Source organism: Methanolapillus ohkumae (assembly GCF_032594355.1).
Lineage (GTDB): Archaea > Halobacteriota > Methanosarcinia > Methanosarcinales > Methanosarcinaceae > Methanolapillus > Methanolapillus ohkumae.
The window spans coordinates 296,367-310,228 of the sequence record NZ_CP131061.1 but is presented as its reverse complement, the minus strand read 5'-3'; the positions used below and the strand labels follow the sequence as shown (position 1 = coordinate 310,228).

At 40.9% G+C, this 13,862-nt stretch carries 14 protein-coding genes; 11 read left to right on the top strand and 3 right to left on the bottom strand.

Annotated elements, in window-relative coordinates; all coding sequences use genetic code 11:
* Window positions 1–33: 33 nt before the first annotated feature.
* Complete coding sequence (locus tag MsAm2_RS01270) at window positions 34–1,662, top strand: methylamine methyltransferase corrinoid protein reductive activase (protein WP_338098019.1); 1,629 nt, start codon at window positions 34–36, stop codon at window positions 1,660–1,662.
* A gap of 47 nt (window positions 1,663–1,709) precedes the next feature.
* Here the strand turns inward: MsAm2_RS01270 and MsAm2_RS01265 are convergent, their stop codons facing one another.
* From MsAm2_RS01265 to MsAm2_RS01255, 3 genes are all read right to left on the bottom strand, one after another.
* Window positions 1,710–2,666 carry an Abi family protein gene (locus MsAm2_RS01265; protein WP_338098018.1) on the bottom strand — a complete coding sequence of 319 codons (957 nt, stop codon included), beginning with the start codon at window positions 2,664–2,666 and terminating at the stop codon, window positions 1,710–1,712.
* A 106-nt stretch (window positions 2,667–2,772) separates the two neighbouring features.
* Entirely contained in the window at window positions 2,773–5,310 is a 2,538-nt protein-coding gene (locus MsAm2_RS01260) for a DEAD/DEAH box helicase (RefSeq protein WP_338098482.1), read from the bottom strand.
* Window positions 5,311–5,654: 344 nt separating this feature from the next.
* Window positions 5,655–6,083, bottom strand: coding sequence for a stationary phase-response protein (locus MsAm2_RS01255; RefSeq protein WP_338098017.1), 429 nt, complete (start codon window positions 6,081–6,083; stop codon window positions 5,655–5,657).
* A 621-nt stretch (window positions 6,084–6,704) separates the two neighbouring features.
* Between MsAm2_RS01255 and MsAm2_RS01250 the strand changes: the two genes are divergently transcribed.
* The 10 genes from MsAm2_RS01250 to rpsB all read left to right on the top strand — a co-directional run bounded on the left by MsAm2_RS01250 (window position 6,705) and on the right by rpsB (window position 13,342).
* Window positions 6,705–7,151, top strand: coding sequence for an Sjogren's syndrome/scleroderma autoantigen 1 family protein (locus MsAm2_RS01250; RefSeq protein WP_338098016.1), 447 nt, complete (start codon window positions 6,705–6,707; stop codon window positions 7,149–7,151).
* Between the two features lie 154 nt (window positions 7,152–7,305).
* The gene (sepS, locus tag MsAm2_RS01245; RefSeq protein ID WP_338098014.1) at window positions 7,306–8,931 is read left to right on the top strand and encodes an O-phosphoserine--tRNA ligase; all 1,626 of its coding nucleotides are present in this window, start codon (window positions 7,306–7,308) and stop codon (window positions 8,929–8,931) included.
* A 272-nt stretch (window positions 8,932–9,203) separates the two neighbouring features.
* A complete protein-coding gene (locus tag MsAm2_RS01240; protein WP_338098013.1) occupies window positions 9,204–9,461 on the top strand; it encodes a PRC-barrel domain-containing protein in 258 nt (85 codons plus the stop codon).
* Between the two features lie 432 nt (window positions 9,462–9,893).
* Window positions 9,894–10,319: a flavodoxin gene (locus MsAm2_RS01235; protein ID WP_338098012.1), complete on the top strand. Its 426-nt coding sequence runs from the start codon at window positions 9,894–9,896 to the stop codon at window positions 10,317–10,319.
* A 411-nt stretch (window positions 10,320–10,730) separates the two neighbouring features.
* A complete protein-coding gene (locus MsAm2_RS01230; RefSeq protein ID WP_338098011.1) occupies window positions 10,731–11,111 on the top strand; it encodes a 50S ribosomal protein L18e in 381 nt (126 codons plus the stop codon).
* 9 nt (window positions 11,112–11,120) lie between these two features.
* Window positions 11,121–11,540, top strand: a complete 420-nt coding sequence (locus tag MsAm2_RS01225; RefSeq protein WP_338098010.1) for a 50S ribosomal protein L13 — start codon at window positions 11,121–11,123, stop codon at window positions 11,538–11,540.
* A 17-nt stretch (window positions 11,541–11,557) separates the two neighbouring features.
* Entirely contained in the window at window positions 11,558–11,965 is a 408-nt protein-coding gene (locus tag MsAm2_RS01220) for a 30S ribosomal protein S9 (protein WP_338098009.1), read from the top strand.
* 11 nt (window positions 11,966–11,976) lie between these two features.
* On the top strand, window positions 11,977–12,165 hold the full coding sequence (locus tag MsAm2_RS01215) for a DNA-directed RNA polymerase subunit N (protein WP_338098008.1): 189 nt from the start codon (window positions 11,977–11,979) through the stop codon (window positions 12,163–12,165).
* Between the two features lie 201 nt (window positions 12,166–12,366).
* Entirely contained in the window at window positions 12,367–12,555 is a 189-nt protein-coding gene (locus MsAm2_RS01210) for a DNA-directed RNA polymerase subunit K (protein ID WP_420846970.1), read from the top strand.
* 154 nt (window positions 12,556–12,709) lie between these two features.
* The gene (rpsB, locus tag MsAm2_RS01205) at window positions 12,710–13,342 is read left to right on the top strand and encodes a 30S ribosomal protein S2 (RefSeq protein ID WP_338098007.1); all 633 of its coding nucleotides are present in this window, start codon (window positions 12,710–12,712) and stop codon (window positions 13,340–13,342) included.
* Window positions 13,343–13,862: the final 520 nt, after the last annotated feature.

The following is a 13,862-nucleotide window of genomic DNA, read 5'->3' as shown; positions in this document are numbered from 1 at the left end:
TCTGAAACGATTTACATCAATGAGAGGGAAAAAATGTACGTCATCGCACTTGACCTTGGGACAAGCGGTTTTCGCGCCCAGCTTTTGAATCCGAAAACGAACGAAACCATTAAAACCGTGATTACAATGGGTCACCCGCTTCCGGGCGGAAATGTCATCGACCATTTGGAATTTGCCATCGTGACCGGCGAAGATGTCGCCAATGAGGTGATGATTCAAACCGTTAAAAAGATGCTGGACGCCTTTGCGGTAGACCCCAAAAGCATTGACTACATTTCCATTTGCGGAAACCCGATTCAATTATCTCTTTTCCAAAACATCGAAATCCGGGACTTGGCTTACGCCGGAAAAACCAAACAAATGGCTTTGGGCGTTGAAGATGTCCAGCGGGATGCCCGGATTTTTCCGGCCAGCGATCTTTTTGATGGAATTTGCGATATGGGCGACTGTAAAATCATTGTTCCGCCGGCAATCCAACACGAAATCGGTGCCGACGCTTTGGCCATGATGACCGAGACGGATTTTTACACGCAAACCCAACCCTGTATGGTTACCGACTACGGAACCAATGCCGAAATGGCAATTAAAGTCGGAGACAAGATTATTACCGCCAGTGCCGCTGCCGGTCCCGCCATTGAAGGACAAGGCATTCCCTGTGGAATGCTGGCCAGCCCCGGCGCAATCAGCGATGTGAATTTGGAGGGGGATTACTGGCGTTTGACAATTCTGGATGAGAAAATGCAATCTTCTGTTGGCGATTTAATTAACCCGGTCACCGGCGAAGTAATAGAGAAAGGAGCAATTCCGCCGGTCGGAATTACCGGAACCGGCGTCATTTCCTGTATGTCGGTGGCGCTCAAAAGCAAACTGATGAACAAAATCCCGAAGCTGCCGAATGGAAAAATCATTCTTGGAAAAGACATTGAAATTACGGAAAAAGATGTGGTGGAAATCGGAAAAGCAATCGGTGCGATTCGGGCGGCACAGCTGACTTTAATGGAAGCGGCCGGCTTAGATTACGACCGGTTGGAATACGCCTACATTTCCGGTGCGACCGGCACGTATGTGGACGGCAAAAAAGCGGCCTACTTGGGATCGGTCCCAAGCTACGCGAAAAATATTATCCAATTCGGAAACACCTCCATCGGCCTGGCCCGAAAACTGGCAATTCATCCGGAACAACTGGACAGCATCAATCAAATGGCGAAGAAAATCAAAGCGGACCACTTGATGATGGCGACCTCTCAGACTTTTAAAGACATTTACGTCTGCGAACTTTCGTACTGGGAACAGGGCATGTCAATGGAAATGTTTGATGAGATGTTGCAAATGTTTGGTATTCGGCCGTTCCCGCATGGCGAAACAAATCCAAATGTGGAAAGACGTGTGGTCCGAGACATTGACGATGTCGGAAAGCAAGGCATTCAGATGGTGGAACACATCGGTGTTTTCTTAACGGCGCCGGCGTACGGATGTATTTTCTGTCACAAATGCGAAAAAATCTGTCCGGAAAATGCGATCCGCGTGGAAAAGCGGGAGCCTGACAACTATATCATTATCGATAGCCAGAAGTGTTTGGGATCCAGCTGCAAACGCTGTATTGCCGGATGCCCGAAAAGCGCGGTCAACCACTCGATTTTGAAAGTGGAAAGAAAAGCGTAAGACAAAAAAATAATAGAGGTGTGAAAGGATTGATTCCTTTCACGGTTTTATATTTTCCAGAGTGGTTCTGATTCCCACCCTTGGGGAAAACCCATGAGGTTTAATTTGGTGGAAGGATATTTTTCAAATAATTTGAATAATTGAAGTTTGAAATTGTTTTGAGGCTCTATTTTGTTAAGTAAGTATAACATGCAACAAATATATGCATAAATTTTATCGGTTCGAATATTTGAAATTTGAATAAACGGCTCAGAACAAGAATTTAGCAACTCAATATTTTTTGGAATCGTCCGGTTCCACAATCGACCGTGATGAGCACAGATATTCCGAATTAAACTCATGCAATGCATCCAATTTTCCAAAACGAGAGGAGATTTTATTCCAAAATGGACCGCAACATCTTTTTTGCATTTATCATTTCTGTAAAGATTCTGATACAACATGGAAAGCTGTCTGAAACTCATTACCTCAAAAGAAATCCAACATGCGGGAACCATCCAACAAGATGAAACAGAAATCTGCTTTTTATAAGGAACCATAAAATCTTCTGTACTGGATTCGATATTATCATATAATTTTTCCAAAAAATTGAAATGAAGCGAATGATTTCTAAAATATATTTCATCCAAATACCAATGTCCTCCATATGACATGGAATATTGAGAAATAATTTGAGTTCGGAAGGCAATTTCAATTTCTTCCGTCGCATTAAATATTAATGACCTTAAATCCCTATCAAAATGATATAATTCTAAAATATCCTCAAAGAAGATGTTTTTCAAAAAATGTTTATCGGGTGCATGAAAAATATGCATATAACTTTTTAACCGATAAAAATTGTTATTAAAAAGAAAATGAGCTGCCGAAATTTCATCATTAAACACCAAACCTCTCCCTTTTAAAAGAGTGATTTGGTCCGTTACAGAAAGAGGCAAATTATTATTTGGCATATCTATCAGAAAAAATGAAGAGCCTACCCGAGTGTGCATCAATTTGTCAGACATTTATATGAATAACATAATTGTTAGGCATGGTAGGCATTATTAAATGTAGAAATTACTTTAAATTATTTAAAGTTTTTGAAATGACAGATTGTTTGAAATGTTAGAGTTATTTATAATCCGCTTTTACAACCCCGAGAATCCTTTCCGCCGTTTTTTTGCCGATTCCTTTGACCCGGCAGAGTTCTTCTTCCGTGGCGCCAAATACGTTTTCTAAGGATCCGAATTCACTCAGCAAAAGCCGGGCGGCATGCGGGCCGACGCCCGGAATGGACGACAAAATATATTCCTGTTGCTGCGCCGTTGTTTTGGCGACTTTTTTGCCGTGCGGATTCACATATTTTTTTTCATGAATTTGTTCTTTTTTGGCCATCATTTTCAAAAGTAGCGCAGTTTCCTCTTCATTTTGTGTGTAAAAAATTGACACGTTTAAATCCATTTCAATCGACAAAAGCGCACCTCGAATGGAATTCGGATTTATCATATGACCGGCCGTCATGGAGTCCCCTCCTTCCACAATCAATGCCGGCTTTTTGTAAGTTCTGGACAAATCGACCAGTTGCGAAAATAAATTGCGTTTGCCGTCGAGAAGCGATGCGGCAAAATCGGCGGAACTTTTGCGCTCCACCGCCATGTCGTCGCTGAGAACATAATCTCCGACTTCCAGCTGCGCCATTTTCAATTCAATGCCTTGCGCTTCTAAATATTTGGGGACGCCGCCTTTCATTTCGCGGTGGTCGACCAGAATTTTTAAAATCGGATCTGTGCTTTCAGATTCCGGTTTAAAAAACCCGGAGTCCTCCGCCTGATTTTTTGCCGGCGCCGTATTGTTTTTTGCATCCCGTGTTTCGCGAATTTCTTGAAGAAGTTGTTCATTGAATTCATCACCCGGCTCTTTTTCTTTTGAATTCCCGTTCGCCGAATTCTCTTCCTTCGAATTTCCTTTTTCCGAACTTCCGTTCTCCAAATCCTTATTCTCTGAATCCCATTCTTTCGAATTCTCCTTTTGTTGATATCGGTTTTTGAATTCCTTTTCAAAATCGGAAAATGTTTTTTGCGACAGTTCATCTTCCTCCGGATTGTTTTCGTCAAAGGATTCTTTTTCAGACCCGTAAGAATTTTGAAGATTTTTCATCACGGAAAGCATTTTTTTCTCTTTGTTTTGGCTGCTCCACCGATAAGCTTCGTCGCGTGTGCCCTTGGTCACCAAAACAATCACGCGGCCGGATTGAAACCGTCCGGTCCTTCCTTTTCTTTGAATGCTTCGGATTTCCGAAGGAATCGGCTCATAAAAAACAACCAAATCGGTTGCCGGAATATCGAGTCCTTCTTCGGCGACCGACGTCGCAATCAAAACATTAAAGTCACCGTTTCGGAACTGGTTGAGGATTTCCGTCTGTTGTTTTTGAGTCAGTCCCTTGTCACCGGTTCGTGAACCTTGCCCGACAAAACGAACGGGAAAAACACCGGGAAGTTCAGATAGCGCTTCAAGAACCGTATTTGCCGTGTCCCGAAAATTTGTAAAAACAATGATTTTGGAGTCCGGAAATTCTGTTAATTGGTCTTGAACAATTTTTCGGACGGTATAAAATTTAGGATGCTCAGCCTCGCTGTTTTGTGCCAATGAAAGCGCCTGCCGGAAATAAAGGTCGTTGACCAAACGCTTTCCAGCTTTGCTTGACCCGGATGCCGACGCGTCGATTTCCAATTTTTTCAAATAGGCCAGAAGCGGTTTTGTTCCTTGGGTTTCGATGAGCCCGACGGCGTGTTCGATTTTCATAATTTCCGCTAAAACGGAAATAGCGGAATAAACATTGGAATCCGCGCCGCCGGATTTCATTTCGCCGGACAGGGTTTTTTGAAGAGTGAGCAACTCTTTTTTGGAAACATATTTGGCAGAAAGCGGAAAACCGAATTCGGAAAGCTTTTGCAGGCGATCGTCCAGCACTTTTTTAAGTGCGACTTCAATTTCCTCCATATCTTTTGGGAGGGACAACATCAGCCACTCGACTTCTTTTTTGTGAACATAGGGGCGAATGTCAGCATCGTTTTCGGTTTTGACAATGACATTTTCAATTCCCAGCGCTTGACAGACATCGGAGATTTTTTCATCTTCGCTTCCCGGGCTTGCCGTAATTCCCAAAATGAGCGGAGTTTTCGCATCCTGCTGATACTTTTCCGCGATATAGGTGTATGCGTAATCGCCGACCGTTCGGTGCGCTTCATCAAAAACAACGCAGGAGACATCATCCAGCTGAATTCGATGGCCTAACAAATCATTTTCAATGACCTGCGGCGTTGAAATGATGACCGTCGCGTTTTCCCAAAATTCTCCTCGTTTTTCCGGAGAAACGGAACCGGTAAACATGACAATTTGATCGCTGTCCAATTTCAAAACTCGGGAAAAAAAGGAAAAATGCTGCTCTACGAGTGGTTTTGTTGGAGAAAGCAAAAGGAGTTTCCCACCGGCCCGCTCGAGACGGGCGACCATAATCAAAAGTGCGACAACCGTTTTTCCAAGTGACGTCGGAAGCACGACTAAGGAATTTTTTTGTGTGCAGCACGACGCGATATTGAGTTGATAGAGCCGCTGCTCAACCGCATTTTCTAAAATCAGCGGGTGCTTGATAAATTCTTTTTCCGGCATCAAAACCCATTCTCCAAACTCAATTCAAAGCTCAATTCAAAGCTCAGTTCATAATTTCAAACAAATCACAAATGTTCTTTTCTGTAGAAAAACATTCCTTAAATACTTGAAGATTGCAGGGTGAAACTATTCAACAAGAAAAAATACAAAAAACAATAAAAATACACTTTTTTAAATGAAAACGATTAAAACCGGATGAATAGATTATATTTTGAAAATATTTTAAAAAAACAGCCTGCCGTTTTCGTTGAAGTTTTTTTCAAGAAATTGCTGCCATAACGAACGCACGCTGCCGGGCCGAAAAAACAAAAAAGAAAAGGAAAAAAAGAAAAGGAAAAAGAAAATCAAACTTCCGGCGGAATGGTTTCCAATTTTCCGAGAATGCTCCAAATTAAAGTTCCGGTATGCATCGGAAGATTTGGGTCGGAACTCACATCGGACAAAATGGAAAGTCCGGACGTTGCCCGCAAAAACAACTCTTGGTTGTCGTTTTGAAGAATGGAAATAATTTCCGTGACGGAGCGGCGGATATTTCTCGGAACAGACGTATCATTCGCAATCATATCCAATTCCATCACACATTGTGCAATTGTCTCATTATATTCATCAGTTGCCATTAAAATCACCCTCTTTTGAATTGAAATCTTGCCGAACCGCCCGGAAATGGCGCCGTCTACGACCGATTTTGAAAAAACCCATCCAAAACCGGATAAAACAAACAGGAAAGACAGGATGGTCAAACGAAAGCCTAAAACCGCAGGAATTTTCCACACATTTTTTTAAAGAGCCTTCATACAAAATCCTGAAAAAGCAAGATTCAAACTAAAAAATTCTAATTTTGAATTTTATTTAATTTTTTAATATGTATTAATTTACAATTATTCATTTTAATTTAAGTTCGATTTTTAATTTAAATTTTAATAATTCTTAAACGATAACCTATTTTTCTTTTGAATTTTAAATCATCGGTTGAATTGTAACCTTTAAGAGACGTATCTATCATTTAAATCTAACCTTTAAATGAACTTTTTCTGATTTTTTTAATATTTGAACAAAATAGAAATCAAATGTATAAAATTCAATCGTAGAACAATTAAGCGGGCGATAACATACGATAAAACCGTGACAAAATGTCCGATAAAATCACATAAACCATACAACACCCCATAACAAACCATAACAAATCACAAAAAACAATATTTATTAACAGGATTATCTATTTCTGTTTTATTTCAAATTGTTATTTCGAATGATGGAAAAAATCATTAACAATTTATAATTCAATTTACAATTCAATTTATAATTCAACTTACAATTCAATTTATAATTCAACTTACAATTCAATTATCCAATCAGATTCAATAAATGATTCAATTTATAATTCAGGTGACATCATGAGTTCGGATGAAGAAATTAAAAAGATTGCCCGTTTCTTAGAAACCGGCGGCACCATGCTGGCCAGCCACTGTGATATTTGCGGAGCGCCGCTTTTCCGGTTTAAAGGAGAAATCATCTGCCCGTTGTGCAGCGGCGCCGACGCGGACGGCATTCCCGAGCCGGTTTTAGAAAAAGCGGCACCGGTTTTTTGTTCGGCCCCTCTTCCGGCAAAAAAATCATCCCCTCCCGAAAAAGCGGTCCGACAAAAACAAAAGGCGGAAGAGAACTATATAACCAGACAAACTGTTTATCCGGCTGCAGAAGAACGATTAAGAGAACTGATCTTGATGAAAATCACCGGGATTGCCGAAGAAGTCCAAAACGAATCTGACCCGCGACGCATTGCGGAAAGCTTTGACTTGATCCGGCAAGGGCTGGAAATGGTGGAACAGTTGAGCCAATAAGTATTGCAAAATATTGTAAGTAAAATATTGTAAGTAAAATATTGCAAAATTGTAAAATATTGTAAGTAAAATATTGCAAAATTGCAAAATATTGTAAGTAAATATTGTAAAGATGATGATTATTTTTTAATTTTTGAACATTTTTGAGGAAATTATGAGATTTGACCCGCAGGTTGTCCGCGACGAAAAAAACGAAAATTTTGAAAAAGCGTGGAATGAGACGAAAAAATACATTCGAAAAACTCCGATTGAGGAAGAATACCCGCGCCTTTCATTTGAATTTGGAAAGCCGCATCCGGTTTATGAAACCATTCAACGCTTGCGGGAAGCCTACATGCGGATGGGATTTATTGAAATGATGAACCCGCTGATTGTGGACGAAAAGGATGTTCACAAACAGTTCGGCGAAGAAGCGCTGGCCGTTTTGGACCGATGCTTTTATTTGGCAGGCCTTCCGCGCCCCAATGTCGGAATTTCCGAGGAGCGGATCCGGATGATTCGCAGTATTTTAGCTGGAATAGATGACAGCGGCATTGAAATTATAAGAAAAGTTCTGCATGCGTATAAGAAGGGAACGATTGAGGGAGACGATTTGGTTTTTGAATTGTCGGAACAGCTTCATGTGGAAGATGTGCTCGTTGTTGAAGTGATCGACAAAGTGTTTCCGGAATTTAAAGAACTTAAGCCGGAAGGAACCTCAAAAACCCTGCGCAGCCACATGACCAGCGGCTGGTTTATCACCTTGTCCGAACTGCTGGAACGAAATGAACCGCCGTTTTGGATGTTTTCCATCGACCGGTGTTTCCGTCGCGAGCAGCAGGAAGATGCTTCCCGCTTAATGACTTATTTTTCCGCGTCTTGTGTGATCATGGATGAAAATGTGACTATCGATCATGGAAAAGCTGTTGCGGAAGGAATTTTATCGCAATTCGGTTTCCAAAAATTTATGTTCCGCCCGGACACAAAACGGAGCAAATACTATGCACCCGATACGCAAATTGAAGTGTACGCCTATCATCCAAAATTGGACGGCTCGAGCACAAAATACAAAGACGGCTGGATTGAGGTCGCCACCTTTGGGATTTATTCGCCCTGTGCGCTTTCGGAATACAATATTCCGGTCCCGGTCATGAATTTCGGTCTTGGTGTCGAGCGCCTGGCTATGATTTTGTATGACGCCAAAGACATGCGATCGATGACTTACCCTCAATTTTCGCAGTATGGCGACTGGGAAATGCCGGACGCGGATTTGGCGCGCCAAGTGAAATTGATTAAAACCCCCTGTACCGACGCCGGTCGGGAAATCGCGGACGCGATTGTGGCCGGATGCAAAAAATACGGCAAAACGCCCGGTCCCTGCGAATCGGAGGTTTGGTTCGGAAAATTAAACGGCAAAACCGTAACGGTTAAAATTATTGAACCGGAATCCGATACGAATTTGTGTGGCCCGGCGGCGTTAAATGAAATTGTTGCATTTAACGGGGATGTTTTGGGCGTTCCCGATGACAAGAAATGGCAAAAGGCTTTAGAGAATCATTCCGCACGAACCGGAATTACATTTATCGGAGCGGTTGCGGCAGAAGCGGCGGCGGATGCTGAAGAGGCGGTTTTAGCCGGTCAAACGGAACATGAAACGCGTGTCCGTATGGTGAAAATGTTGTCAGAAGTTAATTTGAAATTGACCGACCTGGGGCAAAAATTCATCACCGGAAACAAGAAAAAAATTGACGTCAGAGGACCGATGTTTACAACCATTCAATTCAAAATTGAACAGGAATAACAAAGATAAAAAGTAAACAATAAAAACAGAAAAACGAAAATAATAAAACGAAAATAATAAAACGAAAATAATATGAAAACCGGTAAAAATCCAAGTGAGATGAGAACAAATAATTTATATTATATTTCGGTATTATGTTTATACAATTATGATTAATAAAGCCGTGAAAACGGTAAAAAGTTCATAATTCATTTCAAGTTCACACACAATTTATCCAATACGTCACATTTTTCATTCAAATTCGATCCAAATTTCAATTCAAAGGCGAGAACATGCGTACAGAAATTACTTCACTTTTTGGTCTGGACATTTATACCATCACCGGTATTTATGTCGGAAAAGTTGTTGACTTAATCATTGATGTGGAAAGCCAATCCGTTTCCAGCTTGATTGCCAATCAAGTCAACACAGATGTCTTCGACGTTGCGGGAGACGGCGTTATTATTCCGTACCGCTGGGTTGTTACCGCGGCGGACATTGTTTTAATCCGAGATGTCATCCGCAAATTCCAAAAAAGAATGGAAGACTAAGCCATAAAAATAAAAAATAGTTGAATGTGTCACAAAAATGTGACATATTTTTATCCCTTTTTTTGAAAAATTATCTTTTAGCGGATGCTTTTATCTGAAAAAAACGTGTTCTGGTAATTTTATATTTATTTAGTTCATTGTTTCAGTTTACTTTTTTTTTCGGTTTACTTTTTTTTCAGTTTACTTTTTTTTCGGTTTACTTTTTTTTCAGTTTTTCTTCGTGACCAAAGAGACAGATTTTTGAAAAAATAGTAGCAAGCGGCATATATTCCAAATAAAATTCCGAAGCGCCCCGCCGGATTTTTATTTTTCGTTCAGGCGGATTAAATTTGTTTTATCTAAAATAATTCTATTAGACGAAATCATTTTATACTAAAAAGAAGTAGAAGAAACAGAAAAATATTTGAAAACTTGATAGGAAGTGAAAAAATCATGAATATGTTAATCGTTTATTGGAGCGCAACCGGAAATACTGAAGCGATGGCAAATCTTATTTTGGAAGGGGCCACGGCCGCCGGTGCTGCCGTCACGTTAAAAGAAGTTTCCGCCGCAAATGTTTCCGATGTTGAAAAAGCGGATGTTGTCGCTTTCGGATGCCCGGCCATGGGCGACGAAATCTTGGAAGAAGACGAATTTGAGCCGTTCATGAAATCCATCATGGGAACCATTTCCGGCAAAAATGTCGGCCTCTTCGGGTCTTACGACTGGGGAGACGGAGAATGGATGCGTCGATGGGCAAAAGATGTCAAAGCCACCGGCGCAAAACTCTTGGACGGCGGGCTGATTGTCAACTTAGGACCCACCGGGGATGCAATCAACGCCTGCAAAACATTTGGGAAAAAATTAGCCGAAATGTAAACCCCGGCTTTTCATACTTTATTTTTGTTTTTTAGTATTACTGTTTTTGTTTTTACTGTTTTTCTTTTTTGTGTTGTGCCGGCATGCGCGCGCGTTATGGCAACAGTTTTGAAGATTTCAACAAAAACCAGCACTTTGTTTTTATTTAGTTTTATTTAGTTTCGTTTTATTTTCATTTTAGTTTTGTTTTATGTTTCAGATTTTTCTAAACTAAAGCTTTATATTCTATCAATCTTATTCAGGGAGTTTACCTATTCGAAAATGTATTGTATCTACTTTTTTATGCAGTTTTGGACTGTAATTAATGAGGATACCGTATTTTCGAACGCATCGGTTGGTTTTTGCAGCCGGATTTATGTGCGTGAGTAGGATTTTTGTTCAATTTTTCAAAAAATCTTGCGGAGGAAAATAATGGGTAAGAGAACACTTGTAAAGATCTCGAGAAAGACAAATCCGAGAATGATCAATCTCATTTTGACGCTGAAAAATGCCGCCAATGAGAATGACGCACCGATCTGGTCGGCGATTGCCAAAAAACTTGAAAACCCGTCCAGAAATTATGCCGATGTCAATTTGAGTAAAATCAATCGGCATGCCAACGAAAACGAAGTCATTTTGGTTCCGGGAAAACTTCTCGGCGCCGGAGACATTGATTTCCCGGTCACCGTCGCAGCACTCAATTTCAGTGCCGGCGCAGCCGACAAAATCGCGGAAGCCGGTGGCAAATGCATGAGAATCGAAGACATCCTTGAAGAAAACCCCAAAGGGTCAGGCATTCGGATTTTCCAGTGAGGTGCAAAAATGACAATTATTGACGCAAATGGATTAATTTTGGGCCGCCTCTCAAGCGTTGTTGCAAAACGCCTCTTGGCCGGCGAAACCATTGATATCATCAATGCCGAAAAAGCAGTTATTTCAGGTTCCCGCGCAAATATTTTTGCCGATTACGAACACTCTGTCGAACGCGGAAGACCGGAATTCGGTCCGTATTTCCCCAAAAGACCCGACAGAATCATGAAAAGAACAGTTCGCGGAATGGTTCCCTACAAAAAACAACATGGGAAAAGAGCGATGGGCAACTTAAAAGTCTACGTCGGCGTGCCATCCGAATTCAAAGGAAAGCCGACCGAGACCGTTGAGTCCGCTAACATGGAACGCCTCAGCTCCAGCAAATACGTTCGGTTGGGCGATGTCAGCAAAAAACTCGGAGCGAACTTCTAAAGGGGGAAAACCAGTAAATGACAGAAAAAGTTGTAAACACATCCGGTAAACACAAAACCGCAATTGCCAGAGCGGTTGTTCAGAAAGGAACGGGAATTGTCAGAATTAACAAAATTCCGCTTCCGATTTACGGATCTTATCTTGTGAACCAAAAAATTTCCGAGCCGGTCAACCTTGCCGGTGAAAACGTGATTTCCAAATTGGACATCAGTGTCACCGTCAGCGGCGGCGGCGTTGTCGGTCAAGCCTACGCAGCCAGAACCGCAATCGCCAAGGGAATTGTTGAATTCACCAACGACGTTGCCGTCAAAGACGCATTTGCCGAATTTGACAGAAGTTTGCTTGTGAGCGACTCCAGACAAAAAGAGCCGAAATACTTCGGTGGTCCGGGCGCCCGCGCAAAATACCAGAAATCATACAGGTAAGGGAATAAATTATGATACCGGTCCGTTGTTTTTCATGCGGAAAAGTGATCTCCTCCAGTTACGAGGAATTTAAAGCACGCGCCCAAGCGGGAGAAGACAAAGGTCAGATTTTAGATGACCTTGGAATCACCCGATATTGTTGCCGCCGAATGCTTTTAAGCCACATCGAATTGGTGGATATGATTGCTCCATATCAGTAATGGAAAATGAAATCAAATTTTCAAAAGAAAATTGAAAAAAAAACACTTTGCTTGAAAAATAACTTCCTCTTAAACACAAAATGGTAAAAGCCAAAAAAAGATCGGACAATTTTATTCTTCGACCTTTTTTTGTTTTTTATTTATTTCGTTTATTTAATTTATTTTTCAAGACGCATTTAAAACAATTATTTTGGTGATGGTATGGAAATTCAAATTCAAGATTATACCCGATTTGAGAGAGCTCGAATTGTCGGAGCCCGTGCCCTTCAGATTTCAATGGGCGCACCGGTTTTGATTCAGGATTACGAAAAGTCGGGCGTAGATCCGCTTTACATCGCCCTTGAAGAATTTAAAAGAGGCGTTGTTCCGATTACGGTCAAGAGAAGTTAATTTACCCGTTATTGATTCATCCTTGATTCATTCGTTAAAATTAATTTCTTCATTTTTTTTCAATTAATTTTCATCTTTACAGAATAGAAAGAATTTAGGAAACCTAAAAAAAAATTAAGGAAACTTTATTTTAAGAAAATATTTTGGTGATTCCATGGAAGAAGAAGTTTATTCCGCAAACATTTCAGAAGATGTGTCCGCCCCCGAACAATCCTATCTCGTCTCCATTGACGAATATTTGGCCGCCGGTGTTCACATCGGAACGCAACAGAAAACAAAAGACATGATGCGGTTTGTTTACCGCGTCCGGACCGACGGTTTATATGTTTTAGACATTCAAGCCACCGACCAAAGAATTATCGCCGCCGCCACCATGTTGGCCAAATACGATATTTCCCGCGTTTTGGTTGTCTCTTCCCGGCAATATGGTCAATACCCGGCCAAGATGTTCGCAAAAGCAACCGGATGCCGCTCCGCCCTCGGACGCTTCATCCCGGGAATGCTCACCAACCCACAAATGGAAAGCTATTTTGAACCGGAAGTCGTGATTGTGACCGACCCGTCCGGCGACGCGCAAGTGATTAAAGAAGCGTTTGACATCAGCGTTCCGGTGATCGCCCTTTGCGACTCCAACAACCTGGCGAAAAACGTCGACCTGGTGATTCCGACCAACAACAAAGGAAGAAAAGCCTTGTCCTTGATTTACTGGCTCCTCGCCCGCGAAATCGCCAAAAACAAAGGCATTCCGTTCAACTACGAATTGGCGGACTTTGAAGTTCCGTTGTAAGTTTTGGGTTGAATTTTAAATATTTAGTTTAAAAATTAAAGTAAACATGAAGGTAAAAACAATAAAGTTTTTGCAAAAAACGAAAAAGGCAACCGGTTTTTTTAAGACCGGTTGCCTTTTTTTATTGAAATCCATTAATATTTTTCAAAGCTCCTGAATTTCATTGTTCACGCCAAAATGTGTTCTATTCAATGTTTTAAAATTATTTCCAAAATGGATCATATTCCCAATTTTTTACAAATCCCATGTCTCCCCTTTTATCCGCTGGTAATTTATTCAGCAATTTTTTTATCATTTACATTTTTAAATATCAATCCACGTTCTTCTAATTTTTCCACTTGATCAGGAATAGAAATTGACAACTTGTTATATTTTTTCATAAATTATGAAAGTTAAGGGAAATATAAAAAGTATTGGAAATATTTTTGAAAAAAAGTGAATTTACCACATAATAACAAAGTATTACGTGATAAATCCGTCATGACCTAACAAGCATCATTATTGAGCGGCTCATTAGATT

Coding starts and splice junctions, on each gene's coding strand:
- MsAm2_RS01270 (WP_338098019.1), top strand. CDS start 34: ATGTACGTCATCGCACTTGACCTTGGGACAAGCGGTTTTCGCGCCCAG.
- MsAm2_RS01265 (WP_338098018.1), bottom strand. CDS start 2,666: ATGTCTGACAAATTGATGCACACTCGGGTAGGCTCTTCATTTTTTCTG.
- MsAm2_RS01260 (WP_338098482.1), bottom strand. CDS start 5,310: ATGCCGGAAAAAGAATTTATCAAGCACCCGCTGATTTTAGAAAATGCG.
- MsAm2_RS01250 (WP_338098016.1), top strand. CDS start 6,705: ATGAGTTCGGATGAAGAAATTAAAAAGATTGCCCGTTTCTTAGAAACC.
- sepS (WP_338098014.1), top strand. CDS start 7,306: ATGAGATTTGACCCGCAGGTTGTCCGCGACGAAAAAAACGAAAATTTT.
- MsAm2_RS01240 (WP_338098013.1), top strand. CDS start 9,204: ATGCGTACAGAAATTACTTCACTTTTTGGTCTGGACATTTATACCATC.
- MsAm2_RS01235 (WP_338098012.1), top strand. CDS start 9,894: ATGAATATGTTAATCGTTTATTGGAGCGCAACCGGAAATACTGAAGCG.
- MsAm2_RS01230 (WP_338098011.1), top strand. CDS start 10,731: ATGGGTAAGAGAACACTTGTAAAGATCTCGAGAAAGACAAATCCGAGA.
- MsAm2_RS01225 (WP_338098010.1), top strand. CDS start 11,121: ATGACAATTATTGACGCAAATGGATTAATTTTGGGCCGCCTCTCAAGC.
- MsAm2_RS01220 (WP_338098009.1), top strand. CDS start 11,558: ATGACAGAAAAAGTTGTAAACACATCCGGTAAACACAAAACCGCAATT.
- MsAm2_RS01215 (WP_338098008.1), top strand. CDS start 11,977: ATGATACCGGTCCGTTGTTTTTCATGCGGAAAAGTGATCTCCTCCAGT.
- MsAm2_RS01210 (WP_420846970.1), top strand. CDS start 12,367: ATGGAAATTCAAATTCAAGATTATACCCGATTTGAGAGAGCTCGAATT.
- rpsB (WP_338098007.1), top strand. CDS start 12,710: ATGGAAGAAGAAGTTTATTCCGCAAACATTTCAGAAGATGTGTCCGCC.